The organism is Flavobacterium xizangense (assembly GCF_054075145.1).
On the sequence record NZ_JBSIPG010000004.1, the window covers coordinates 126943 to 151142 of the forward strand.

25 protein-coding genes are annotated in these 24200 nt (G+C 33.3%); 4 read left to right on the forward strand and 21 right to left on the reverse strand.

The window, feature by feature from the left end; genetic code table 11:
- Positions 1 to 296: 296 nt before the first annotated feature.
- From ACWA1B_RS12200 to ACWA1B_RS12230, 7 genes are all read right to left on the reverse strand, one after another.
- Positions 297 to 719: a DUF1801 domain-containing protein gene (locus ACWA1B_RS12200; RefSeq protein WP_456907232.1), complete on the reverse strand. Its 423-nt coding sequence runs from the start codon at positions 717 to 719 to the stop codon at positions 297 to 299.
- A 7-nt stretch (positions 720 to 726) separates the two neighbouring features.
- Positions 727 to 1773 carry a serine hydrolase domain-containing protein gene (locus ACWA1B_RS12205; RefSeq protein WP_456907234.1) on the reverse strand — a complete coding sequence of 349 codons (1047 nt, stop codon included), beginning with the start codon at positions 1771 to 1773 and terminating at the stop codon, positions 727 to 729.
- Between the two features lie 111 nt (positions 1774 to 1884).
- Positions 1885 to 2253: a nuclear transport factor 2 family protein gene (locus ACWA1B_RS12210; RefSeq protein ID WP_426484416.1), complete on the reverse strand. Its 369-nt coding sequence runs from the start codon at positions 2251 to 2253 to the stop codon at positions 1885 to 1887.
- Between the two features lie 83 nt (positions 2254 to 2336).
- A complete protein-coding gene (locus tag ACWA1B_RS12215; protein WP_456907236.1) occupies positions 2337 to 2552 on the reverse strand; it encodes an ArsR family transcriptional regulator in 216 nt (71 codons plus the stop codon).
- A gap of 1 nt (position 2553) precedes the next feature.
- Positions 2554 to 2979 (reverse strand): hypothetical protein, encoded by a 426-nt coding sequence (locus tag ACWA1B_RS12220; protein WP_456907238.1) that lies wholly within the window; start codon positions 2977 to 2979, stop codon positions 2554 to 2556.
- 34 nt (positions 2980 to 3013) lie between these two features.
- Complete coding sequence (locus tag ACWA1B_RS12225) at positions 3014 to 3499, reverse strand: SRPBCC family protein (protein ID WP_456907240.1); 486 nt, start codon at positions 3497 to 3499, stop codon at positions 3014 to 3016.
- Positions 3500 to 3764: 265 nt separating this feature from the next.
- On the reverse strand, positions 3765 to 4364 hold the full coding sequence (locus ACWA1B_RS12230) for an NAD(P)H-dependent oxidoreductase (protein ID WP_456907242.1): 600 nt from the start codon (positions 4362 to 4364) through the stop codon (positions 3765 to 3767).
- A 107-nt stretch (positions 4365 to 4471) separates the two neighbouring features.
- Here ACWA1B_RS12230 and ACWA1B_RS12235 point away from each other — a divergent pair, with 107 nt between their 5' ends.
- The gene (locus tag ACWA1B_RS12235) at positions 4472 to 6979 is read left to right on the forward strand and encodes a M14 family zinc carboxypeptidase (RefSeq protein ID WP_456907244.1); all 2508 of its coding nucleotides are present in this window, start codon (positions 4472 to 4474) and stop codon (positions 6977 to 6979) included.
- A 48-nt stretch (positions 6980 to 7027) separates the two neighbouring features.
- Here the strand turns inward: ACWA1B_RS12235 and ACWA1B_RS12240 are convergent, their stop codons facing one another.
- From ACWA1B_RS12240 to truA, 11 genes are all read right to left on the reverse strand, one after another.
- Positions 7028 to 7444: a hypothetical protein gene (locus tag ACWA1B_RS12240; RefSeq protein WP_456907246.1), complete on the reverse strand. Its 417-nt coding sequence runs from the start codon at positions 7442 to 7444 to the stop codon at positions 7028 to 7030.
- Positions 7445 to 7526: 82 nt separating this feature from the next.
- Positions 7527 to 7916 (reverse strand): DUF1801 domain-containing protein, encoded by a 390-nt coding sequence (locus ACWA1B_RS12245; protein ID WP_456907248.1) that lies wholly within the window; start codon positions 7914 to 7916, stop codon positions 7527 to 7529.
- Between the two features lie 20 nt (positions 7917 to 7936).
- Complete coding sequence (locus ACWA1B_RS12250; RefSeq protein ID WP_456907250.1) at positions 7937 to 8719, reverse strand: hypothetical protein; 783 nt, start codon at positions 8717 to 8719, stop codon at positions 7937 to 7939.
- Positions 8720 to 8920: 201 nt separating this feature from the next.
- Positions 8921 to 9352: a GNAT family N-acetyltransferase gene (locus tag ACWA1B_RS12255; protein WP_456907252.1), complete on the reverse strand. Its 432-nt coding sequence runs from the start codon at positions 9350 to 9352 to the stop codon at positions 8921 to 8923.
- 13 nt (positions 9353 to 9365) lie between these two features.
- Positions 9366 to 10046 carry a DUF4919 domain-containing protein gene (locus ACWA1B_RS12260; protein WP_456907254.1) on the reverse strand — a complete coding sequence of 227 codons (681 nt, stop codon included), beginning with the start codon at positions 10044 to 10046 and terminating at the stop codon, positions 9366 to 9368.
- A gap of 42 nt (positions 10047 to 10088) precedes the next feature.
- A complete protein-coding gene (locus ACWA1B_RS12265) occupies positions 10089 to 10475 on the reverse strand; it encodes a YdeI/OmpD-associated family protein (RefSeq protein WP_456907256.1) in 387 nt (128 codons plus the stop codon).
- Between the two features lie 137 nt (positions 10476 to 10612).
- Positions 10613 to 11518: an arginase family protein gene (locus ACWA1B_RS12270; RefSeq protein ID WP_456907258.1), complete on the reverse strand. Its 906-nt coding sequence runs from the start codon at positions 11516 to 11518 to the stop codon at positions 10613 to 10615.
- A 107-nt stretch (positions 11519 to 11625) separates the two neighbouring features.
- Positions 11626 to 13014 (reverse strand): dihydrolipoyl dehydrogenase, encoded by a 1389-nt coding sequence (gene lpdA / locus ACWA1B_RS12275; RefSeq protein ID WP_035647105.1) that lies wholly within the window; start codon positions 13012 to 13014, stop codon positions 11626 to 11628.
- Positions 13015 to 13352: 338 nt separating this feature from the next.
- Entirely contained in the window at positions 13353 to 13937 is a 585-nt protein-coding gene (locus tag ACWA1B_RS12280; RefSeq protein ID WP_456907261.1) for an NUMOD4 domain-containing protein, read from the reverse strand.
- A gap of 282 nt (positions 13938 to 14219) precedes the next feature.
- On the reverse strand, positions 14220 to 15974 hold the full coding sequence (locus ACWA1B_RS12285) for an ABC transporter ATP-binding protein (RefSeq protein WP_142450916.1): 1755 nt from the start codon (positions 15972 to 15974) through the stop codon (positions 14220 to 14222).
- 148 nt (positions 15975 to 16122) lie between these two features.
- Complete coding sequence (truA, locus tag ACWA1B_RS12290; protein WP_456907263.1) at positions 16123 to 16863, reverse strand: tRNA pseudouridine(38-40) synthase TruA; 741 nt, start codon at positions 16861 to 16863, stop codon at positions 16123 to 16125.
- Positions 16864 to 17339: 476 nt separating this feature from the next.
- Between truA and ACWA1B_RS12295 the strand changes: the two genes are divergently transcribed.
- On the forward strand, positions 17340 to 19256 hold the full coding sequence (locus tag ACWA1B_RS12295; protein WP_035647098.1) for an SPFH domain-containing protein: 1917 nt from the start codon (positions 17340 to 17342) through the stop codon (positions 19254 to 19256).
- Positions 19257 to 19477: 221 nt separating this feature from the next.
- On the forward strand, positions 19478 to 19972 hold the full coding sequence (locus ACWA1B_RS12300; RefSeq protein WP_456907266.1) for a metallophosphoesterase family protein: 495 nt from the start codon (positions 19478 to 19480) through the stop codon (positions 19970 to 19972).
- 6 nt (positions 19973 to 19978) lie between these two features.
- Here ACWA1B_RS12300 and ACWA1B_RS12305 read toward each other — a convergent pair whose 3' ends face one another.
- The 3 genes from ACWA1B_RS12305 to ACWA1B_RS12315 all read right to left on the reverse strand — a co-directional run bounded on the left by ACWA1B_RS12305 (position 19979) and on the right by ACWA1B_RS12315 (position 22155).
- The gene (locus tag ACWA1B_RS12305) at positions 19979 to 20602 is read right to left on the reverse strand and encodes a sensor histidine kinase (protein ID WP_456907268.1); all 624 of its coding nucleotides are present in this window, start codon (positions 20600 to 20602) and stop codon (positions 19979 to 19981) included.
- Positions 20603 to 20929: 327 nt separating this feature from the next.
- Positions 20930 to 21592, reverse strand: coding sequence for a response regulator (locus ACWA1B_RS12310; RefSeq protein WP_456907270.1), 663 nt, complete (start codon positions 21590 to 21592; stop codon positions 20930 to 20932).
- A 146-nt stretch (positions 21593 to 21738) separates the two neighbouring features.
- Positions 21739 to 22155, reverse strand: a complete 417-nt coding sequence (locus ACWA1B_RS12315) for a DUF4293 domain-containing protein (RefSeq protein WP_456907272.1) — start codon at positions 22153 to 22155, stop codon at positions 21739 to 21741.
- Between the two features lie 181 nt (positions 22156 to 22336).
- On the opposite strand from ACWA1B_RS12315, the gene rho reads away from it, so the two are divergent.
- Positions 22337 to 24172: a transcription termination factor Rho gene (rho, locus tag ACWA1B_RS12320; protein ID WP_456907274.1), complete on the forward strand. Its 1836-nt coding sequence runs from the start codon at positions 22337 to 22339 to the stop codon at positions 24170 to 24172.
- The last annotated feature ends 28 nt before the right edge of the window (positions 24173 to 24200 follow it).

The window sequence follows — 24200 nt, forward strand, 5'->3', positions numbered from 1 at the left end:
GGGAATTATTTATTTAAATGATAAGTTTAAGAGAAAATTTCACAAAAAAAACTTATAAAGGAATACTATGCTCGCAACAACAGAAAGAAATAAACCTAAGTAAAATCGAATGTTTGGAAGATTATTATAAGTTGACATTTCTGTAATGTATTTATAGACTCTTTTACGTTTATAAAAACATAAAATAAAGACTGTAATTATAATTATAGCAAATAAACACTCTAATATGAAATCATCGTTTTGCTGTTGTGAACTATTTTCTAATAGCATTTTAATAATTTTGAATGCATAATAATTTAATTGGAAGGATATTGTTTCTGCAATTCTTTTACTGAAATTGAAACCATTTTTTTAAGAATTTCAACATCAATATCAGCCAGTTTTTTGACATAAATGCAGCCTTTTGCGGCTTTATGTTTTCCGAGTTTTGCAAGCAGTTCTTCTCTGTCTTCAGCAGGTAAATAAAAATAAAGTGAAATCGCTGCTTTTCTTGGTGAAAATGCCGCTAAAGGCGCGTCACCTTCATGTCCGCTCGCGTATTTGTAATGGTAACTTCCAAAGCCAATTATACTCGGACCCCACATTTTCGGCTCAAAACCCGAGACTTTCTGCATGATATTTACCAGTTCAAAAGCATCTTTTATTTTAGTCTCGTCATCAGAATTATTTATAAAATCAATGACACTGCTCTCGGTTTCGTTTGTTTTATTTTTCGCCATTTGAGAATTATTTTTTAATGAATAAATCGCTTTTCAAAAGAATATTTTTGATTTTAAATTCAGATATGTAAAACAATTCAGAATCCTCGTTCATCTGATTTTCTAAAACAATCAAACTGATATCGCTTTCTGGGAAATATAAATTTACAGAAGAAAATCCGTCCCCCAAACCTGTGTGGCCAATATATTTGACTGCTTCTTTTTCAGTAATTCTGATTCCGTAACCATAACCTTCATTTTCTTTCCCGAAGAAATTATGTTGTGAAGTTATGGTGTAGCGAAGCATTGATTGATAAGTCTCTGGTTTCAGAATTTTCCCTTTATGCAAATTATTGTTCCAAATTGCGAGATCGGATACTGTTGAAACAACGCCGTCAGCACCTAAGTTTTGCGGTGTAATTTGAGTTTTTTGTACTTTTTCAAAAGTGTCTTTTGAATTAAAATAGCCAGTAACTAAATTTTGAATTTTATCTTTCGAATAACAATATGTATTTGTCATTTTCAGTTTTTTGAATAACGTTTCGGCTACTTCTGAATAACTTTCTTTCGTAGAGTTTTCAATAATTTTCGTTAGAAGTGTATAACTGAGATCACCATATTTAAACTGAGTTCCTGATTTAAAAGCTAAACGTTTCTGTAAATCGACAATTCCGTGTGTATGATTTAAAAGATGATGAACTGTAACAGAATCGGCCCAGGTTTGAGTCAATTCTGGCAAATATTTTTTTATTGGTGCATTTAATTCCACTTTTCCTTTTTCAACTTCTAATAAAATCAAAACAGCAGTTATTAGTTTGCTATTTGACATGATTTCGAATTGACTGTCCAATTTTAAAGGTTTTTTAGTTTCAAAATTAGAAACGCCTTTTGCTTTAGAATATAATGTTTTTCCGTTTTTTGAAATCAGAATTACACCATTAAAGATGGGAGAAGTATTTTGGATAAGACTATCGATTTGAGCTGCATACTTTTCTTTTTTCTGAGCAAAAGAATTGCAGTTCGAAAAAAGAAAAATTAATGAAAACAGAGACAGCGTTTTGGATAAAAAAGTCATTTTTTGAATTATGAGTTATGAATTATAAAATATTGAGACTAATGTTTATAATTGCTAATTTTTAAATTTGGTTTTTAATTTATAATTAATAATTCACCATTTACAATTAATTCAAAACATTCCGTTTTCGTTAATTGTTTCTTTTGGAACGGGCTGGCCTAAATCCCAAAGCTCTACAATTTTATCTGCTTTAAATTTTAGAATATGAACAACCGCAAAGCCTATATCTGTTGAGTTTTGTTTTAAATGAGAATGCACAGCGACCAAATTGTCATCTTCTAAAATATGATGGATTTTAAAAATCTTATTCGGATTTGTTCGCGCTGATTCTTCCATTGCGAGCATCAAAGTTTCCGCATCGCCTTTAAAATAAGCGTTATGATGTTTGAATTTTTTGCTGACATGAAGTCGAAATGCCTCATGCGAATGTCCGTTTGCAGCAAGTTTCAGGAAGTCTCTGGCAATTTCTTTCTTAGTCATGATGTTCAAATATAAAAGAGAACTAAGTTAAGAAATTTGAAGCTACACTTGGGGTAAATAAAGTCCGGATTTTATTTATTTTTTTATAAATCTTCCAGTTTGATTTGAGAAACATCAACACCTAATTTTTCTAATTCTTTTTGGCCAATTTCTGTTATGTAGAAATGTTTGTCTGTTGGAGTTTTTTTGGTAATCCATCCTTTTTTCGCAAAAGTTTCAACTAGTAATTGGCCGAGTTTTCCACCAATATGTGAGTAACACATTTTTGCTGGTTTTACTTTCACAGATTTGTTGTTCATTTCAGTGGACTTTAGTATTTCTTCTGCAGGTTAATTTCAAAGCCAAATAGGCCATCGGAATGTAAGCAAAAACTAAATCTACAACTGTAAACCACATTGGCGACGGCAATGAACACACACTTACAATACCGCCAAACAAAAAGAAAGCGCCTATAAGCAAAGCCAGTTTCTTTTTATGGTTAAAAGCAATCAAAGCCGTTGTAATTGCTCCGGCAAAAGTTCCTATTGCATGTGCTAAAAACGGAAAAAGAAAATGTTTGGCTTCAAATAGATGCATTGTTGCTTTTAAGCCTTCTATTGTGGTGTTGTCTGCACCTTTTGGAGGAGGAATAATTGAACCGCTTATTAAAATTATACTCATATTGACGATACTTCCAACAATAATTCCGGCGATGACGGCCAGCGTATTTCTTAAAATAGGATTCATAAAATTAGAGTTTTAAAATCACTAATTTATAAAATTATTTTGAAGATAACCTTTTTTCGTTTTCAGTTTGTGGTTTTCCAGATGCATTTGGTTCTCCTTTTCCGGTTTCAATTAGTTTTTTAAGGCTGTTTTGAATGTAATTTGTCCAGGCACCTCTGCAGATTTCAAAGCATTCGTATTCAGATGTTAAGCCACAATGTGTAAAACGAAGTTCGGTTTTTCCTTCTTTTTCTGAAATCTCAAAAGTTGGTTTTGTTCCCGTCCATTCTGTTTTGTCTTCGGTGAATTTAAAATAGTTTTCTTCAACCAGCCAAACAATTTTTTTATTCGGAACAACTTCAATTAATTTTATTTTGCAGCGGTGAACATCTTCATAATGATAATCGAATTCATCGTCTTGTTTTGCAGTATTTCCTTCTATTTCTTCTGACCACCATCCTCGGACATTTGTAAGAGCATTAAAAACTTCTTGAGGAGATTGGTCTACAGTTATTGTTGTTGTAAAATCTGAAGTACTCATTTTTAGATAATTTAAAGGTTTGTATTACAAATTTACTTTCTTATAACCAATATGTTAGGGTGTTTAAAAGACAAAAGAAAGGGGAATTTCAGACAAGTTGATCTGAATGACAAACTTATAGGTTTGTTGTTTGACATGCATTTATCTAAACTGGACTAAAGTCCAGCTCTACCAAATAATTCGTTCCTTTGGAACTTTAGAAGAGCCTTAGGCTCGGTACATATTGTAGGGCCGGACTTTAGTCCGGTTTGTTTGTAAGATTATTTTATTTAATTAAGATTGTTTTAATTTTTTTAGCAAGTTCCTCAATCTGCAAAAAATGACCTTCCATCACTTTTTCCAGTTTTAAAGTTCCACCCAAAATCAGCATTTCTTTATTTTCAAAACGTTTTCCGAGTCGGTCTTCAAGCATGATTTTTTCCATGCTTTGTGCCATTCCAATTTCATTTAAAAAATCATTTGGATGGCCGGCCGTACAAATTACAAGCCCAAACGGAATTGTTTTCATTTTAGGAAAAGAATCGGTTTGTCCATAAGCATAACCAACAGAATAAACACGGTCAAACCAGCCTTTCAGTTTTGCAGGACAGTCGCTCCACCATACCGGATAAAGAAAAATGATACAATCAGCATTTTCGATTTTTTTCTGTTCTTCCAAAACATCTTGAGGAATCGGTAAGTCAAGTTTTGCAAAACCTTCTCTCTCATATTCTTCTTCAGACATATCGCTTTTAAAATCGGAAGCATACAAATCTGATATCTCGAGATTCCAGTTCTTGTTTGCAATAACAGTTTTTAATCTTTCTAAAACCTGAAAAGTATATGATTTTTTGCTTGGATGTGCGAAAATAATTAGAATATTCATTTGAGTTAATTCATTTAAAAAATTAATAAATCAATTAAAATTGGAACAGCTTTTTAATTATATAAAGTTAATTCTTATTTTTAACCAACTGCAAACCATTTCTAATTATGACAAAAAACCTTTACGCAGCATTTTTTTTTGTAACTGCTTCAATTTCTGCTTTAGCTCAGCTAAAGTCGCCTTCAGAATTTATTCCTAATTACGGAAAACAAATTAGCTATTACCATCAGGTCGAAGATTATTTTAAATATCTGACTGAAAATTCACCTTTAATCAAAAAACAGCAGTACGGTTTGACAAACGAACAGCGCGATTTGAATTTATATTTTATTTCTGATGTCGAAAATCTGAAAAATCTGGAGCAAATCCGTTTAAATAATTTGGCTTCTATTGGACTTTCTGATTCAAAATCGGCTAGTGTACAAGATAAAATTATTGTGTGGCTGAGTTTCAACGTTCATGGAAATGAATTTGCCGGAACCGAAAGCGCTTTGACTGTTGCATACGAACTTTTGAATCCCTCAAATGAAGAAACAAAAAAATGGCTTAAAAACACGATTGTAATTCTAGATCCATGTATTAATCCTGATGGTTATTCGCGTTACGGAAATTGGCTGAGAGAAATTTCAGGTAAAAAAAATCATCCCGGCTTATACGACAGAGAACATATGGAAGAATGGCCAGGCGGCAGATACAACCACTATTTGTTTGACCTGAACCGTGACTGGGCATGGCAAACTCAAGCAGAATCACAGCAACGTATAAAAGTGTACAATCAATGGATGCCTCAGGTTCATACGGATGTACATGAAATGAGTTATAATTCACCTTACTTTTTTCCTCCTGCTGCCGAACCTTTGCACGAGTTTATTGAACAATATCAAAAGGATTTTCATAATGTTTTAGGAAAAAATATTTCGCAAAAATTTGACAAACAAAACTGGATGTACAACACCAGAGAACGTTTTGATTTGTTTTATCCAAGTTATGGCGATACATACCCAACCTACAATGGTGCAGTGGGATTGACATTAGAGCAAGGTGGAATAGGTGCAGGACGTGAAGTTACTATGGAAAACGGCGCAAATGTCACCATCAAAGATCGTTTGACCCATCACGCCACAGCGGTTTTGACGGTGGTTGAAAGTGCAGCTTCACAAAAAGAGGTGCTCTTAAAAGGTTTCAGAGATTTTCATGCTAACGCGCGTAAGAAAGCAAAAGGGGTTTACAATACCTATGTTTTAAAAAGCAATGCAAAACTGGAACAACTGACCGAAATGCTGAAAAAGAATGATATTGAGTTTAGTTATGCTGATGCATCTGCAAATGCATCAGGTTTTCATTATCAAAACAAGAAAACAGAAAGCTTCAAGATTGAACCAAATGATTTAATCATAAAAGCTGATCAGCCGAGATCTGTTTTAACGCAGGTTTTATTTGAGCCCAATCAAAAATTGAATGACAGTTTATCGTATGATATTACGGCTTGGGCACTGCCTCTGGCTTATGGAGTTGAAGGTTATGCGGTAAAAAATATGCTTTCTATAAAAACAAAAACTCAAATTAAAATTGCTCCAAAAAATATTCCAGCTAGTGTTTATGCATTTTATGTGCCATGGAACAGCAGAACTTCGGCACAAATTCTTTCAATATTGCATCAGGGCGGAATCAAAGTTCGTTCGGCGATGAAAAAAGCAGTTTTCGGAACCATTACAATTGAGCCTGGCGGGTTAATAATTAGCCGTGCCGATAATCCAAAAATTGCCGATTTTGAGAAAACTGTCAGCGAAATCATTAAAATCAAATCGGATTACAGTTTTATCACAACAGGATTTTCGACCAATTCAAAAGATATTGGCGGGGAAAATTTTGTTCTTTTAAAAGCGCCAAAAATATTGATGCTTTCAGGAAAAGGAATTGTCTCTACAGAGTTTGGTGCTAATTGGCATTATTTGGATGAGGTAATAAAATATCCGGTAAGTATTGTTGAAACCTCAAATTTCAACCGAGTTAAATTATACAATTACAATACATTGATTCTTTCTGACGGTTCTTATGATTTTTCAGATGATCAGAAAAAACACATTGACGAATGGATAAAAAATGGAGGAAAAGTAATCGCGATGAGCAGTGCCATTTCGCTTTTTCAAGATCGCGAAGGTTATGCTTTAAGCATGTTCGCAAGTAAAGAAGACAAAGAGAAATCAGAAAAAGAAGAAAAAGAAATTGAGCTTAAAAAACGCTTTCTAGACTTTGAAGGTTCAGAAAGAAGAGAAATTTCAGGTACAATTCCGGGTGCGATTATCGAAAATAAATTAGATAAAACATATCCAATGGCGTTTGGTTTAGGAAATACTTATTATAGTTTAAAAACAAACGAAAGATCGTTCTCACTTTTAAAAAACGCCATTAACGTGGCATACATTCCAAAAAACTTTTTGAGTTATGGTTTCGTTGGAAATGATATCAAGAAAAAACTTCCTGAAACTGTGACTTTTGCAGTCGATAAAAGAGGCGACGGAAGCGTGATTTATATGATGGATAATCCGCTTTTTAGAGGTTTTTGGGAAAATGGAATCCTTTTATTCAGCAATTCACTGTTTTTAGTTAATTAATAAAAAATGCTCTTCTAGAAATTATTTAGAAGAGCATTTTTTTATTTTTTATTGTCGAACAAAATATAAATCAGAACCATCAACATACGATTTTCCCAAAATCATTTCCCCTTTATCGGAAATTCCATAAGTCCATTTTGAATTATCAATAAGAACTAATTGGGTTTTTGGTTCTCCGGAAGAAGGACCTCCCGATAAATAGTCGATTTTATATTCGTATTCGTGCTCTTCTTTTTCCCCATCGATACTAATTGTTAAATTAGATCTTCCATCAAAGGTGTAGACAATATTTTTGTCTGAGTAATCAGTGAAAGTTTCCTTATTTGGATAATCAGCGGCGCCATAAACAAAATTTCGGGTTTTTACTAATTTCCAACTTCCAATCAACGGATTAGTATTGTCGTCATCATCTGAACAGCTTGTAAAAGCCAAAAGAATAAAAATAATCGGAATAATTTTTTTCATCGGTTTAAATTATATCGGTTTGATATAAAGATGATGTTTTGTTAAATGGTTGCGTTATAATTTATTAAATAGTTAAAATGATTTATTTCAGCCTAATCAAGACCCCTTTTCGTTTGACAATATTTTTATAATCCCACTGAATGTTTCTTGCCTTTTCAAGCCATCTTTTCAAATCGTCAATATTGATTTGTTCAGCATTTGTATAACGCTTTTCAGCGGCTTTAAAACTTCCTTCATTCCGAAGTTCGGATTCCTCAAAGGTTTGACCGCTCCAAAAAAGAAGTCTTACAGAATCTTTTAATTTGCTATAGCCTACAACAGGATTTCCGTCTAAAAACCAAACCGGATGTCTGTGCCAGATTTTCCTTTCGGCTTCATGCAGAAATGAATTTATCTCAGAACTTAACAAATCACATATTTTTTTGTCTTCGGAAGTTTGAGCATCGTTATAATCTTTAATTTCTTGATTCATGATACTATGTTTTTGCTGTTTTATTTAGAATTTCTCCATTCGTCAATAGTAAGCAGTTTGTTGTTTTTCTCGTCATAATATTTCAGAGTAAAATCTTTTGGATAAACTAAAAAACTAAACTCACATTTAAAATCTTCGGGTTGAAATCCCGTGCTTTTGCCAACCTTTATCAAATAATAATCTTTGTCATTTGTTTGTGGAGATTCGGCGATCAAAACACTTTTGTTTTTAGCTTCAGGTAAAGCAAAAATTATATCAAAAATTTTGTGTCGATTGTCATCATCTGAATCTGCAATTTCAAAACTTGGGTTTTCGGTTGGAAAATAAATTTCATCCAATAACTTTGGATTGTCTTTGTTCAATTCTTCATAACGCGCCACAGCCCAAGGATAATAAGCGTAATGTTTGATTTCCTTATTTGATTTTATTTCGCTGTAAATTTTTAGTGCTTCATCTTTATTTCCAACAGTTTCATAATAAGTAGCAAGCGCATAGTCATAAATATAAAATCCTTGCCCAATTTTATCTACATACGATTTTGCTTTGTCGAATTGTTTTAGCTTAGCATAATTGGCAGCAAAAAGAGCGGCATTATTTGATGAAACATAATCCTCTTTTTCGACCTCTTTTATAGATTGGCTGTAATTTCCTAATTTATAGTATAATTCGGCTTTTAAATAATTTAGGCTCGAAGCGACATTTTTTTTAATTCGAGATTTATATGAATCTTTTTCCGCATCATTAACTCGCAGCAAACTATCAGCTTTCAAAATTGTTTGTTGCGGATTTTTTTCTCCTTTCATTATACAGAAGCCTTAATTGCTTGTCAAATTTGTCATATTCAGCAGAAATCTTATCCATTTCTGCATGTATTTCTGCATGGCTTTGTGCCTCATCGATGATTACAGGTTTGTTTTTGCATGAAAAGAAACAGAATAAAATAAAGAATAGATAATTTACAGTTTTGTTCATTTTAATGAAGTAATTAGATGTTGTTTTTTAAGTCAGAGAATATCTTTTTTTAAGGAAAACAAAATATAAGTGCCATGTTCAGAATTTCCTTTTCCCTTTTCAACAAATCCTTTTCTTTTATAAAAATCGATGGCTTTGGTGTTTTTTTCTAAACATTTCAATGTAATAGGAAATGTAGCTTTTTTTGTCGCAGCTTTCAGCAATTCAGTTCCAATGTTTTGTCCCTGATATTTTTTGCTGATATATAAGTGGTGAATGAAATTATTGGGCAGCCAAATCGATATAAACCCAACCGGAAAATCATCAATAAGTGCCGTTAGAATAAACTCGCCCTGAGTTAGTTTCTCGAAATCATCTAATTGAAATTCTGATTGGTCAAGCCACAAAAAAGTACTTTTTCTTTCCTCTAAAAATAATTTTTTCAAAGGCTCATAATCCTTTTCTCTGATGGTTGTTATAGTCATTCAATTTATAAGCTTATTTTAATCCCTTGGCTTCGTTTTCAAGCATTTTTTCGATGTTGAAATATACGCCATCAACATTATACTTTCCTTTTTCAAAGCTAAGATAATCACAATTGCCAACCAATGATTGTCCTTTTGATTCGAGTTCAAAAAGATTCAGCATGACGTATTCATGCTCCACTAACAAGACATGAAATCCTGTTTCGCATTTTTTGCCATCGCCAGAAGACAAAATGGCGTTCATAATGTTGTGAAATTTGTATGAAGTTATTTTTGCCGCTTGATCATCTCCTTTCAAATGATAAATGTAAGCCAGATAATTGAGCTGCTTTAAATCAAAAGGAAAATCAGTTAGTGTATGATTCGCAAGTTTGATGATTTCATTATAATCAGTGGTTTCCAGTTTTTCTTTGTTATAATATTCGCGAAGTTTTATTTCGTCAGGAGATCTCCAGAAAGCGTTGTATTTAGGCTGAAAAATATATCCAAAATACAAATATCGAAAATCATCCTGCGTCATGAGTGTATCATTTTTGGCTAAACGATCCATCAGCTTCGGATAATAAAATGCCGATTTTTTATCCTGAATTTCTTTTTCAATTTGTTTGTAATCCGGGGCTTTGAAATCAAGTTCCTGAGCAAAAGCATTAATTCCGAAACTGAAAAGCAAGATGAAAAGAAAATGTTTTAGCATGATATAAATAGTTTAGGTTATAACTGTGATTGTGAACGATATTTATTTTTCTGGAGCATCAATAATCCATTTTCCTTGTTCTTTGGCAATATCAATTAATCTTTGGCCCTGTTCTGTCATTAAATTCTGTGCAATAAGTCTTTGAGCTCTTTCAATATTGGGTTTGCTCCATTTGCTGGTTTTCGGATTTCGATGTGAAAAAGTCAAATAATAGCTTTCGGCATCACGTTTTTTGCAAAGACTGTCAATCCATCCAAAACAAAGCGCTTCTTCAGTAGCTTCAATTAAACTGACACTTTTTGTCTGACTTTTTTTGTGATATAAAATTAACCAAACTGATTTTTCATTTGCACCATTTTCTGAAAGCCATTTTCGCCAGTCTGCCCGAGTTTCGGCATATACAGCTAGTTTTCCGTCTTTTGTTTCCATAAAACTTATTTTTAATTGTTTCAGTAAAAGTAAAATGGCATTGTGACAACGGATTGTCACTAGTAAAAATAGTATAAAATATTGAATTTGAGTATTGTGATTTTTTAAAACAGTAATTTGTTTGGTGGTTAGTTTTACTAAAATTTATTTCTGGATTTGTTAAAAGTACTTGTAATATTGGAAACAAAATCCTTTGTGTATTGCCCAGTGGAATCCAGATCTGGGTCCAGAATTGTTATTTCAAGTCCAGTTAATTTTTCACTTTGAAACAAAGAGGAGGTAAGTTCATTAAATTCAGCATATGAAAGTCCGTCTGGTGTTCTGCTGTCAACACACGGCATAATTTCGTCGTTTAGAACGTCAACATCAATATGAAGAAAAAAACCGTCAAGATTTTTGTTTTTTACTTCAGAAAGAAAGGTTTGAGCGCAATTCGAAATGCCTTGTTTTCTAATTTCAATTAAGCTCAGATATGTTGCTTCTGAATTTCGAATTTCATTTTCATATGCATCATCATATTCACGATTCCCCACGCACCAAAGATTTTCTTCTTTGATATACGGAGAAAGATTTAAAATATCGGTCAGTTTTGGATGCCCGTTTCCCGTTACAATTGAAGCCGCCATTCCACCAACGCCACCAGTTTCAGATAGAGAAATATTCATGAAATCGGTATGGCCGTCGAGGTAAAATAAGCCATAATTTCCCTTTTGTTTTAAAGCAATTGCAGTTCCTAGAAGAATACTGCAGTCACCGCCAATTATAAATGGAAATTTATTTTGCGAAAGTAAATTATTGATTAAATAAGCTTGTTCTCTGGCGTATTCTACAAGCGAATTTGCATTGAGAATTTGAGTTTCAGGATCTTTACTATTCGTGTATTTTGGGGCATCAAGCGTCAAGACATCTTTCGGATTAATTTCTTTATGCATATTATGTCGCCATAGCCATTCGGGTAATTTTTTTACTCCGGGTTCTTTTCCGGGCTGAGGTTCTTTTAAACCTAAATTTGATGGAAATTCAACAATACAAATCTCTTTCATAACTTACTATGTTTAGGGTAAAGTTATGAAAATAAAAAAATCCGACTTGCTTTCACAAATCGGATTTTTAAATTGAAAATTATATATAACCGTAAAACGGTCTATTTTTACAAGTGAATTACTTCGCCGTAAGCATCAGCCACAGCTTCCATAACAGCCTCGCTCATTGTTGGGTGAGGGTGGATTGATTTAAGGATTTCGTGCCCTGTAGTTTCAAGTTTACGAGCTACAACTGCCTCAGCAATCATATCTGTAACACCAGCACCAATCATGTGGCATCCTAACCATTCTCCGTATTTAGCATCAAAGATTACTTTTACGAATCCGTCTGGAGTTCCGGCAGCTTTAGCTTTTCCTGAAGCTGAGAATGGGAATTTACCAATTTTTAATTCGTATCCTTTTTCTTTAGCTTGTTTTTCAGTTAAACCAACAGAAGCGATTTCTGGAGTTGCATAAGTACAACCAGGAACGTTTCCGTAATCGATTGGATCTACGTGTAAACCAGCGATTTTTTCAACACAGTTAATTCCTTCAGCAGAAGCTACGTGAGCTAAAGCCTGGCCAGGAGTAACGTCTCCAATTGCGTAGTATCCAGGAATGTTAGTTGCGTTGTAAGCGTTTACTAAGATTTTATCTCTGTCAACAGCGATACCAACTTCTTCTAAACCAATGTTTTCGATGTTAGTTTTGATTCCAACAGCAGAAAGCACGATATCAGCTTCAAGAACTTCTTCACCTTTTGCAGTTTTTACAGTTGCTTTAACTCCGTTTCCTGTAGTGTCTACTTTTTCTACAGAAGAGTTAGTCATTACTTTAATTCCAGCTTTTTTCAAAGAACGCTCAAATTGTTTTGAGATATCTTCGTCCTCTACAGGAACTACGTTTGGCATAAATTCTACTATAGTTACATCAGTTCCCATTGAGTTGTAGAAGTGAGCGAACTCAACTCCAATTGCTCCAGAACCAACAATAATCATAGATTTTGGTTGCGTTGGCAAAGTCATTGCTTGACGGTAACCAATTACTTTTACACCATCCTGAGGCAAGTTTGGCAATTCGCGAGAGCGAGCACCAGTTGCAATGATAATGTGATCTGCGCTATATTCAGTAACTTTATTATCTTTATCAGTAACATCAAGTTTTTTCCCTGGTTTTAGTTTTCCAAAACCTTCAATAACGTCAATTTTGTTTTTTTTCATCAAGAACTGAACTCCTTTGCTCATTCCTTCTGCTACACCACGGCTACGTTGTACAACTGCAGGAAAATCTTTATCGAATTCAGAAACTTTTAATCCATAATCAGAAGCATGTTTTAAATAATCAAAAACCTGAGCTGATTTTAATAATGCTTTAGTTGGGATACAACCCCAGTTTAAACATACACCACCAAGGTTTTCTTTTTCAACTACAGCTGTTTTAAAGCCTAATTGTGAAGCTCTAATCGCTGTTACATAGCCTCCAGGACCACTTCCTAAAACAATAACGTCGTATTTCATTTTTTTGGTTTTTAGTATTTATTACCGAAATAATGAGGTTTAATTCCGAAACTCATTTTCCGATTTATTCTTTTGTTATTTGTGATTGCGAATTTAAGGATTTATTTTAAAAAACACTTTAAATTTTACTTTTACCCGCACTGATTTTGATCTTTTCACAGAGATGTGGCGAATTGTTAATTGTAAATTGTGAATTATTAAGTGAAATTTCAGATTTTGAACTTAAATTTTAAATTAAGGTGGTTTTCAAAATAAACGAAGTCGAAGTCTTTTCGAGTTGAAAAGCTCTTCGACTTCGCTCAAAGTGACATTTATAATTAACAATTTATAATTAATAATTAAATTTTAACATGTCCCCAGTTTTCACCACTGGCAATTCGTCTAATCTGCATTTCGCTCACGCCAAATTGTTTAGCAATCATTTTCAAACGTGTTTTTTGTTCCGGTCGAGCCAAAATTTTCTTAATTAACATCACTTTTGTAGTAGTCAATTTTCTTCCGTCAGACTTTAAATTATGCTCGATCAGATTCTTTTTTGCCTGAATAACACGCGGACTTTTACGGCTGTGTGCCATCATTTCCTGTTTTGTAGCCCAACGCAAATTACTCACATCATCATTGCTTCTGTTGTAATCCAAATGAAGTACATAGGTTTGGTCTTCAGATTGTTTTGGAATAAAATATTGGGCAACTAATTTGTAAAGAAAAAGATATTTGTTGACAATTTTGTCGTCTTTTTTAACTTTGAATCTGAATGTTGGATAACCGTCACTCAATCCGCCTTTAAGGATGCGGCCGTTTTCAATTTCGTCAGTAAAACTTATTAATCGGCCTCTGTTTGAAATGGCATATTTAAGTTGTAATGAAGCATTTATTTCTATTTCTTTGAATTGTTCGTTTGGATAAAATCTATTTTGTGGCATTTTCATTTACATTTGATTTCTATAATCTCAAAGATAAATAATAAACCAAAAATGATATGTTAAAGAACTAGCTGTCAGGGGAAGTTTTATGATTTCTATAACGCTGATTTAACGTTTAGAAATGATTTTTTAGCATTTTAAGCCTAATTATAGTAAGTGAAATTATGAATTCTGCTGTGTTTCTGATTTTTTACGAAAGAGACACCGGTTTTTGACTCGGTCTTAATTGAATATTGTGGGTCAATTTAGTTATACATACTTAATGCTTATAGATATTTAAGTTCAATTGGCTACAGAAAACTGCGAATCGTATAAGTTCTTATAATAACCATCCGTTTTATTTAGTAGCTCTTGATGCGTTCCTTGCTCCACAATAAGACCTTTATCCATTACTACAATTTTATCTGCATTTACGATTGTTGCTAATCGGTGGGCGATAATTATCGAAGTTCTGCCTTTAGTAATAGTTTCAGTAGCGCGTTGAATTAATTCTTCAGAATAAGTATCGATCGATGAGGTTGCTTCATCTAAAATCAAAATACTCGGATTACTTACATACGAACGTAAAAACGCAATCAATTGTCTTTGTCCAGATGATAGCATCACGCCACGCTCTTTTACATCAAAATCATAATTATCAGGAAGACTCATAATGAAGTCGTGTACGCCAATTTTTTTAGCCGCTTCCAGTACTTTTTCGCGTGTAATTTCTGGATTATGTAAAGTTATATTATTGTAAATCGTATCAGCAAACAAGAACACATCTTGCAAAACCACAGCAATTTGTTTTCTTAATGAAGCCAATGTATAATTTTCGATATTATGTCCGTCAATATAAATGCTTCCACTGTTGATTTCGTAAAAGCGATTCAGCAAATTAATAATAGTTGATTTTCCTGCACCTGTCGAACCTACAATTGCGATAGTTTGCCCAGAATTGACAGACAAATCAATACCTTTTATTACTTCTTCTTCGGGAATATAACTAAAACGAACATCCTTAAATTCAATACTTCCTTCAAATACAGGAGCTTCAATAGTTCCGGTGTCCTGAATATGATCTTGCGTATCAATAATATCAAAAACTCGATTCGCCGCAATCATACCTAATTGCATCTCGTTGAATTTATCAGCAATTTGTCGCAACGGGTTAAAAAGCATTCCGATAAACATCGTATAAGAGAATAAATCTCCAAAAGTCGTAAAATGATCTCCATTCAAAATTTTGAATCCGCCAAAAACAACCACTAATCCTAAAGTAATTGATGAGATAATATCAGCAATCGGGAAGAAAATCGAGTTGTATAAAATGGTCTTTATCCATGCAACTCTATGTTTGTCATTTATAACTTTAAAATTTTCAGCTTCAATTTTTTCTCTGTTAAAAAGTTGCACGATTTTCATTCCTGTAACACGTTCCTGAACGAATGAATTCATATTCGCAATCTGAGTTCTAACTTCTTCAAAAGCAACCTGCATTTTGCGCTGAAAAATTCGGGTGATGTAAACCAAAATAGGCATGGCTACAACAACAATCCAAGTCAGTTTCCAGTTCATGTAAAACATAAAAAGCAAAACCACCAGCATTTTCATCAAATCACTGATAATCATAAACAGACCTTGACTGAAAATACGGGCAATCGATTCAATATCCGAAACTGATCGGGTGACCAGTTGTCCAACCGGTACCAAATCAAAATACTTCATTCTAAAACTTAAAATATGTTTGAAAAGTTTGGTACGAATGTCTTTCACGATATCTTGCCCGAGCCAATTCGCCCAATAAACAAAATAGAATTGTGAAAAAACCTCCATTAAAAGTACGCCGCCCATCAAGACAATATATAGGAGTAAACCATATTTATCATGTGTCTTGATATAACCGTCAACCGTTTGTTTTAGTAAATAAGGACGAAGCGCAGCAAAAATCGATAGTGAAATTGCAAAAACAATAACGCCATAATAGCGCCATTTATAAGGTTTTGTATATTTTAAAATTCGTTTGAATAATCCGGTATCGAATGCTTTTGCTTTCATGTATTTTTAAGGAGCTATTCCTGCTTTTCGTTACAAGTTTTTCTCAAAAATATGTTTTTGTATTATTTTTATAAAGCTTCCGTTGGTCGCTCCATAAAAATTACAAAAACAATATTTTTTTCAAAAAAGCTTTTCACTGCAATCAGGGCTATTTTATGATGTAATCGTATTTTATTTCGGTTAAATATAAACCATGCGCAGGAACCGAAAATCCTGCTTTTTCTCTGCTCTTGCTTGCAATAATATTTTCAAAATCAGACAAAGAGATTTTATGCAGTCCTATATTTACTAAAGTTCCCACAATAGAACGAACCATATTTCGTAAAAATCGGTTTGCCGAAATAGTAAAAATCAATTTGTTGTTTTCTTGTTTCCAATAGGCCTCAAAAACCGTGCAATCAAATGTATTTACATCTGTATTTACTTTAGAAAAACATTGAAAGTCGGTATGATTCAATAAAATTTTTGCGCCATCATTCATCAAAGCTACATCTAATTTTTGATTAAAATACCAGCTGAGTTCCTGTAAAAATGGATTTTTAACAGTGTTGATATGATATTCGTATGTTCGTTTCGTGGCATCAAATCGGCAATGCGCTTCATCATGAACCAAAATAATGTTATAAATGGCAATATCTTTCGGTAGATACGAATTCAGTTTATGTACTAAATTCGGAATATCCAAAGGTCTTTCAAAATCAAAATGCCCGTACATTTCTTCGGCGTGAACTCCAGTATCAGTGCGTCCGGCTCCCATAACATTTATAGGCGAATTTAGTAAAACCGAAAGTGCTTTGTTTAAAGTTTCCTGAACAGAAGACGCATTGGGCTGAAATTGCCAACCATGATAATGTGTTCCGTTATAAGCAAATTGAATAAAATATCTCATTTTAAGGTGCAGAGGTTCTGAGGCGCAAAGGTACAAAGGTTTTTTTAAAGTTACTATTCCTATAGCTATCGGGACTAAGCTACTAAGATGCTAAGTTTTTTTATACAGATGCAGTGTAGAGACTTATAGCAATTAGTTTAACTTGAGATTCGAAATTCTTTACTTACTATATTAGTTATAATAGTTTGATACAAATGAAAAAAACGATTAAATCCAGTAGTATGAAAGTGAGAAATAAAAACTTAGCATCTTTGTCGCTCAAAATTTCAGAACCTTTGTTAAAATCGCTCAAAACCCAAAATGCGAATCATAGTTTGTTCAGCTAAAAATCGTGTCAAGAATTGACAATTCCAACGATATAATTAAAGTCAAATTTTAACATTTTTAGGAAGAAATTTCTAAATGTTAATTTTTAAAAAATTTCATTTTAACATATCATATTTCTCCTATGTTTGTACAACTAAATATCAAAAACTATGAATGAAATTACTTCTTATTGGTGGATACTTTTAATTTTATTTGCCTTTCTTTTTTACAAATTTATTTTACGTGTTTTCTTCGGAATGGTAATCGTTCCTGAAGATAAAATTGGTTTAGTGACCAAAAAATTCGTTTTGTTTGGTGCTGATAAATCTTTGCCAGATGGCCGTATTATCGCAACTAAAGGCGAAGCGGGTTATCAGGCGCAAACACTTGCTCCAGGTTTATATTGGGGAATGTGGATCTGGCAATATTCAATCGATATGACCGGATTTACGATTATTCCGGAAGGAAAAATTGGATTGGTTTTAAGTAAAGACGGAAAGGAAATCCCAACCGGACGCATCTTGGCCAGAAGAGTAGACAGTGATAATTTTCAAGATGCTACAGCATTCTTGAATAATGGCGGTCAAAAAGGACGCCAAACTGCTTTTATTACTACAGGATCTTATCGTATTAATACGTTTTTATTTGAAATTGTAGTGGCAGAGCAAATTAAGATTTACGAGAACATGATTGGTATCGTGACGGCTCTTGATGGTGAACCAATTCCACAAGGTCAGATCGCTGGTAAGTTTGTTGAAGCGCATAATAATTTTCAAGATTTTGACAAGTTTTTGGAAAGTGGCGGAAATCGTGGTTTACAGCCTCAGGTAATGTTGGCAGGTTCGTATTATATCAATACATGGGGAATTCAAATTGAACAAAATCCAATGACAGATGTGCCAATTGGTTATGTTGGGGTTGTAATTTCCTATATTGGAGAAGATGGTCAGGATGTTACCGGAGATACTTTCAAACACGGAAATATTGTTTCAAAAGGACAGCGTGGTGTTTGGATGGAACCACTTGGACCTGGAAAATATGCACTAAATAAGTATACAACTAAGTTAGAAGCGGTTCCAACAACCAATCTGGTTTTAAACTGGGCAAATGCTAGAAGTGAATCGCATGATTTAGATAAAAATCTGTCTACGATTACAGTTCGTTCAAAAGACGGTTTCCCTTTTAATCTTGACGTTGCGCAAATCATTCACGTTCCGGCTGCTGAAGCACCAAAAGTAATTGCGCGTTTTGGAAGTATGAATAACTTGGTTTCTCAGGTTTTGGAACCAACGATTGGTAACTATTTCAGAAACTCGGCTCAGGACAGCGATGTAATTTCGTTCTTGACAACAAGAAAAGAGCGTCAGGAATCGGCTAAAAATCACATTAAATTGGTGCTTGACGAATATAACGTAAATGCTGTTGATACTTTAATTGGAGATATCGTTCCGCCAGATTCGTTGATGAAAACTTTGACTGACAGAAAATTAGCAGAAGAAGAGCAGAAAACATATCAAACACAAAGAATGGCGCAGGAACAGCGTCAGGGAATGGAAAAAGAAACTGCTATTGCTGATATGCAGAAAGAAATTGTTCGCGCTTCGCAAAGTGTTGAAATCGCGCAAAGAACTGCTGATGCAACTGTCAAAAAAGCAGAAGGAGACGCAACAAGTTTGAAACTGAATGTAAATGCTGAGGCGGAAGCAACAAAAATGCGTGCAAGCGCAGAAGCGGAAGCGACTAAAGCAAGAGCAGGAGCACAGGCAGAAGCAACAAGATTAAATGCTAGCGCCGAAGCTGAAAAAATCTCAAAAACAGGTTTGGCCGAAGCGGAGAAAATTATGGCGATTGGTAAATCAACTGCCGAAGCTTATCAACTTCAGGTGAGTGCAATGGGAGGTGATAACTTTACCCGTTATAAAGTAACGGAAGAAATTGGTAAAGGAAATATCAAAGTAATTCCAGACGTGTTGATTTCTGGAAATGGTGGTTCTGATGGTTCAATTAGTGGATTATTAGGACTGAAATTAATGGAAATGATGGATACTAAAGATTTAAAAGAAGGAAAAAATCCTAAAAAACAATAATTCTTTTTAATCGAAAAGGTTTTTAAAATAAAACGCATTCAAGCAAAACCGATTTACGAAAGTAAATCGGTTTTTTTAGTTTTCCCCAATCCAGACATTATATGCATTGCGGTTAGTTAGTCTTTACAATTAAAAACCTTAGTGACTTTGTAGCTTTGAATCTTTGCACCTTTGAAAAAAACCTTAGTATCTTAGCGACTTAGAATCTTAGCCTCTTAAAAATGACAAAAATCCTTCTCCTTTCTGATACTCACAGCCATATTGACGATACTATTTTAAAATATATAGCACAAGCCGATGAAGTTTGGCATGCTGGAGATATTGGAGACTTGAATGTTACCGATACAATTAAAAAAATAAAACCTTTGAGAGCGGTTTACGGAAATATCGACGATGCTAAAGCACGGTTGGAATTTCCGTTAAATAATCGTTTTATGTGCGAAAATGTTTCAGTTTGGATTACACATATTGGAGGTTATCCGGGAAAATATAATCCAAATATTAGGGAAGAAATGGCTGCAAATCCTCCTAAATTATTTATTTGTGGACATTCTCATATTTTGAAAGTAATGTTCGACAAAAAGAATAACTTATTGCATATGAACCCAGGTGCGGCAGGAAAAAGCGGTTTTCATCAAATGCGAACTATGCTTCGATTTGTAATTGATGATGATAAAATCAAAGATTTGGAAATTATTGAAATCGGGAAAAAATAATGATCTTTAATGCGGAATCGGGATTTTTATTTTTATAGAAGTACCCTGATTGACTTTTGAAACAATATCAAAACTTCCTTTGAATTTTTTGATTCTGGCTCTAATTCTGTTTAAGCCAAAACCTTCATATTCATTCGTTTTTCTGGCATTAAACCCTAGTCCGTTATCTTGTACTTTAATGATGAAATTGTTTTCTGTTTCGTTTAGGATTAATTGCGCTTTTGTTGCTTTACTGTGTCTTATAATGTTGTTAAATAATTCAGATATAATAAAATAGATTTTCATTTCAAATTTTTCGGTATATCGTTTATTGGATGAAATTGAACTGATAAAATCAAAACTCATTGTATGATTTGAGTTTTTTTCGCATAAATCTTCCAATGCGTAAATTAATCCAAAACGAACCAAAAGACTAGGAACAAGATCATGTGACATATCTCGTAGAAGATCTTGTGCTTCGGCTAAAATGGCTTTTGCTTTTCGGATTTCTTCTGATTGTATATTGTTTTGAGTGGTAAAAGTATTGAGATGAAGCCCAACAGATGATAGCAACGAATTGATATTATCGTGTAAAAAGGAAGCTATTTTTTTGCGTTCTAATTCTTGTGTATCAATGCCGGAATTAATCACATTTAGAAGAATTTTTTGCTTGATATTTTTTCGTTTTATTTTTTGTTTTAATTTATTGTTTTGATAAAAGAAATAAAATAAAAAAAAGAGGATAATAACAAGAACAATTCCTAAACTCACTACTTTTTTATTTCGAAGTTTTTCAAGCTTATGTAATTCGGCAATGCTTATCTTTTTTGATATTGATGTATTTTGAACATTTTCTTTTAAATTTTCATTTTGCTTACTAAAAACAAGATTTTCATTAAAGAAAAAAATAAAAAAGAGTAAAATTGAAATTTTAAAAATACGCATAATTAAAGCAGTTTTAAACCAATTTTTTTTAGATCAAGGATTGATCAGATTGTGTTTTAAAGCATATTTTACTAAGCCAATTGTGTTTTTTGTCTGAAGTTTTTTCATGATATTTTTTCGATGCGTTTCTACAGTATTAAGACTAATAAAGAGCTGCTCACTTATTTCTTTTCCACTGTATTCTAGTGCTATTAAAGTGACAATTTCAATTTCGCGCGGACTTAAAATAGGATTTTCAATATAGACGCTGTTGTTTAATTGTGGATTATTTTGTGTAAAACTGTTGAATATTTTTTCTCTTATCAAATCTGAAAAATATTCTTGCCCTTCATAAACAGTTTTGATTGCTTCAATAATATTTTCACCTGCACATTTTTTTGTGAGATACCCTTTTGCGCCTAATTTCATGACTTCTTTAATGATTTTTAAATCATCATAACTAGAAAGAATAATGACTTTCAAGGGATTTTTCTGAGCATAAAATTCCTGTAAGACTTTAATTCCATCTTTTTCAGGCATGCTGATATCCAGAACTAAGATATCGGCATTATTTTGTATAACATCATTATATACTGTAGTTCCATCTAGTGAGTTGCCAACAACTTCAAAGTTTTCAACTGTTTGTAATAGATTGGTTAGGCCATCAATAAGTACTTGATGATCATCTGCAAGATGAATCCTTATTTTTGATGTCATGATAAAATTTGATTATGAAAAGGCAAATTTACCATGGAAATGATCTTTAGAAGTACTCTTTAAGTCTGATTTGTAATAATATAAGGTACAAAAAAAACCCGAATAAATTCGGGTTTTTCTTCGCACAAAAAATTAAGTTTATAGGTTTATCTCAAACGATCTACAGATTTTACAAGATCTTCATCCTTTTTGATGGCCTTATTAGCTAAAACTAATAATACGATAGCAACAATTGGAAGAAACATCCCAATACCTTTCTCAGAAACAGCCGTAGTCGTTTCTCCAGATAAATTTAGTGATCGGTATACAAATAATCCTAATAAAATTAAATTTAATATTATGTTCAGTCTGTTCATCACAAACTGATTTTGTCTTTTTTTGTATGATATAATGCTAATGATAGTCAGCATTGTGCTTAATCCTAATAATACAGTATAAACCTGATCCTGCATGAAGAAAAAGGGTTTACCGCCATTTACTGACCAAAGTGGTATAAAAAATAATAAAACCCCTGTAATTACAAAGGTAAGAATTAAATATACGGTTTGAATTCTTTGTAACATAACTTGAAATTGTTTTACAAAAATATATTTTCTTTTTTATAAATACTATTGTATGATTAAAATTTATTCGTATTATTGCATCATAATACCGTAAGCACTTCATACTGCGGGCAATTGAAATCATTTATCTACCTACTTTTTACAGTATTTCCTTTAAAATAATTAAATTCATAGAACATTCATGTTTGATATTTCTGCATTAAAAGAAATGAAGCTTTCTGAGCTTCAAGAAATAGCTAAGTTGGCTAAAACTATAAAGTTTAATGGTGTTAAAAAAGAGACTCTGATTACTCAGATTTTAGCGCACCAAGAAGCGACTATTACGCCGCCGGCTCCTGCTGTGGCTGATAAGGAAATAGCAGATGAGAAACCAAAAAGAGCAAGAATAGCTCCTGTAAAAAAAACAGCAGCACCAAAAAACACACCAGTTTTAGAATTTGATACAGTCGAAGAAGCTGCTCCTGAAAAAAAGGAAGCTGCACCAACGGCTAAGCCAAAAATTCAAGCGGCGCCTAAGAATCAGACTGAACCAAAAGTTCAGGAAAGTACTGAAAGCCCTGTGGAAGTGAAGAAAGAGCCAAAAATTGTTAAGTTCAACAAATCGGCTTACGAAAAAAAGGTAGCCCAGCAAAAAGAAAAAGAGGCAATAAAAGATACTGATAAAGAAGTGATTGCTGAAGAAAGTACAGAGAGTGTTGCTCCAATCGCAGAGAAAACAGAAAATGCCCCTCAGGTAAAAAAGATAAATCCGAATCAAAATAAAAATCAAAACCCTAATCAAAACCAAAATCCGAATCAGAATCCAAACCAAAATGGAAACGGTAATGGAAATGGGAATAACGGAAATCAAAACCCAAATCATAAAAATAAAAAGAATAATTTCAGAGATTCAGATTTTGAATTTGACGGAATTATCGAAAGTGAAGGTGTTCTTGAAATGATGCCTGACGGTTACGGATTCTTACGTTCATCTGATTATAATTATTTAGCTTCTCCAGATGATATTTATTTATCAACTTCACAAATCAGATTATTTGGTCTTAAAACTGGAGATACTGTAAAAGGAGTGGTTCGTCCTCCAAAAGAAGGTGAGAAGTTTTTTCCTTTAGTTCGTGTACTTAAAATCAATGGGCACGACCCACAAGTAGTTCGTGATAGAGTATCTTTTGAACACTTGACACCTGTTTTTCCTTCTGAAAAATTCAAATTAGCCGAAAAAGGCAGTTCTATATCAACTCGTATTATCGACTTGTTTTCTCCAATAGGAAAAGGACAGCGTGGAATGATCGTTGCACAGCCTAAAACGGGTAAAACAATGCTTTTAAAGGATATTGCAAATGCAATTGCTGCCAATCATCCTGAAGTTTATTTAATCGTTCTTTTGATTGATGAACGTCCTGAAGAGGTTACCGATATGCAAAGAAGTGTTCGTGGTGAAGTTATCGCTTCAACTTTCGACAGAGAACCACAAGAACACGTGAAAATCGCTAATATTGTTCTTGAAAAAGCAAAACGTTTAGTAGAATGCGGACATGATGTTGTAATCTTATTAGATTCGATTACACGTTTGGCAAGAGCTTACAATACAGTTCAGCCAGCTTCTGGAAAAGTATTAAGTGGAGGTGTTGATGCGAATGCATTGCAAAAACCAAAACGTTTCTTTGGAGCAGCTAGAAATGTTGAAAATGGAGGTTCATTAAGTATTATTGCAACAGCATTGACTGAAACAGGTTCTAAAATGGATGAGGTTATCTTTGAAGAATTTAAAGGAACTGGAAACATGGAACTTCAGTTGGATCGAAAAATTGCAAACAAACGTATTTTCCCTGCAATCGATCTTACTTCGTCAAGTACACGTCGTGATGATTTATTATTAGACGAAAAAACGTTACAAAGAATGTGGATTATGCGTAAATATCTATCAGATATGAACCCAGTAGAATCTATGGATTTTGTAAACGACCGTTTCAAGAAAACAAGAAATAATGAAGAGTTTCTGATTTCGATGAATGACTAAGGAAAGGTTCTAAGGTGCTGAGGGACTA

Bases quoted from the DNA above. Each gene is read 5' to 3' on its own strand.
- ACWA1B_RS12200 (WP_456907232.1), bottom strand. From the start codon at position 719: ATGGCGAAAAATAAAACAAACGAAACCGAGAGCAGTGTCATTGATTTT.
- ACWA1B_RS12270 (WP_456907258.1), bottom strand. From the start codon at position 11,518: ATGAAAGAGATTTGTATTGTTGAATTTCCATCAAATTTAGGTTTAAAA.
- ACWA1B_RS12265 (WP_456907256.1), bottom strand. From the start codon at position 10,475: ATGGAAACAAAAGACGGAAAACTAGCTGTATATGCCGAAACTCGGGCA.
- ACWA1B_RS12215 (WP_456907236.1), bottom strand. From the start codon at position 2,552: ATGAACAACAAATCTGTGAAAGTAAAACCAGCAAAAATGTGTTACTCA.
- ACWA1B_RS12205 (WP_456907234.1), bottom strand. From the start codon at position 1,773: ATGACTTTTTTATCCAAAACGCTGTCTCTGTTTTCATTAATTTTTCTT.
- ACWA1B_RS12250 (WP_456907250.1), bottom strand. From the start codon at position 8,719: ATGAAAGGAGAAAAAAATCCGCAACAAACAATTTTGAAAGCTGATAGT.
- ACWA1B_RS12235 (WP_456907244.1), top strand. From the start codon at position 4,472: ATGACAAAAAACCTTTACGCAGCATTTTTTTTTGTAACTGCTTCAATT.
- ACWA1B_RS12285 (WP_142450916.1), bottom strand. From the start codon at position 15,974: ATGAAAGCAAAAGCATTCGATACCGGATTATTCAAACGAATTTTAAAA.
- ACWA1B_RS12300 (WP_456907266.1), top strand. From the start codon at position 19,478: ATGACAAAAATCCTTCTCCTTTCTGATACTCACAGCCATATTGACGAT.
- ACWA1B_RS12210 (WP_426484416.1), bottom strand. From the start codon at position 2,253: ATGACTAAGAAAGAAATTGCCAGAGACTTCCTGAAACTTGCTGCAAAC.
- ACWA1B_RS12260 (WP_456907254.1), bottom strand. From the start codon at position 10,046: ATGCTAAAACATTTTCTTTTCATCTTGCTTTTCAGTTTCGGAATTAAT.
- lpdA (WP_035647105.1), bottom strand. From the start codon at position 13,014: ATGAAATACGACGTTATTGTTTTAGGAAGTGGTCCTGGAGGCTATGTA.
- ACWA1B_RS12255 (WP_456907252.1), bottom strand. From the start codon at position 9,352: ATGACTATAACAACCATCAGAGAAAAGGATTATGAGCCTTTGAAAAAA.
- ACWA1B_RS12310 (WP_456907270.1), bottom strand. From the start codon at position 21,592: ATGACATCAAAAATAAGGATTCATCTTGCAGATGATCATCAAGTACTT.
- ACWA1B_RS12225 (WP_456907240.1), bottom strand. From the start codon at position 3,499: ATGAGTACTTCAGATTTTACAACAACAATAACTGTAGACCAATCTCCT.
- ACWA1B_RS12230 (WP_456907242.1), bottom strand. From the start codon at position 4,364: ATGAATATTCTAATTATTTTCGCACATCCAAGCAAAAAATCATATACT.
- rho (WP_456907274.1), top strand. From the start codon at position 22,337: ATGTTTGATATTTCTGCATTAAAAGAAATGAAGCTTTCTGAGCTTCAA.
- truA (WP_456907263.1), bottom strand. From the start codon at position 16,863: ATGAGATATTTTATTCAATTTGCTTATAACGGAACACATTATCATGGT.
- ACWA1B_RS12240 (WP_456907246.1), bottom strand. From the start codon at position 7,444: ATGAAAAAAATTATTCCGATTATTTTTATTCTTTTGGCTTTTACAAGC.
- ACWA1B_RS12280 (WP_456907261.1), bottom strand. From the start codon at position 13,937: ATGCCACAAAATAGATTTTATCCAAACGAACAATTCAAAGAAATAGAA.
- ACWA1B_RS12315 (WP_456907272.1), bottom strand. From the start codon at position 22,155: ATGTTACAAAGAATTCAAACCGTATATTTAATTCTTACCTTTGTAATT.
- ACWA1B_RS12220 (WP_456907238.1), bottom strand. From the start codon at position 2,979: ATGAATCCTATTTTAAGAAATACGCTGGCCGTCATCGCCGGAATTATT.
- ACWA1B_RS12245 (WP_456907248.1), bottom strand. From the start codon at position 7,916: ATGAATCAAGAAATTAAAGATTATAACGATGCTCAAACTTCCGAAGAC.
- ACWA1B_RS12295 (WP_035647098.1), top strand. From the start codon at position 17,340: ATGAATGAAATTACTTCTTATTGGTGGATACTTTTAATTTTATTTGCC.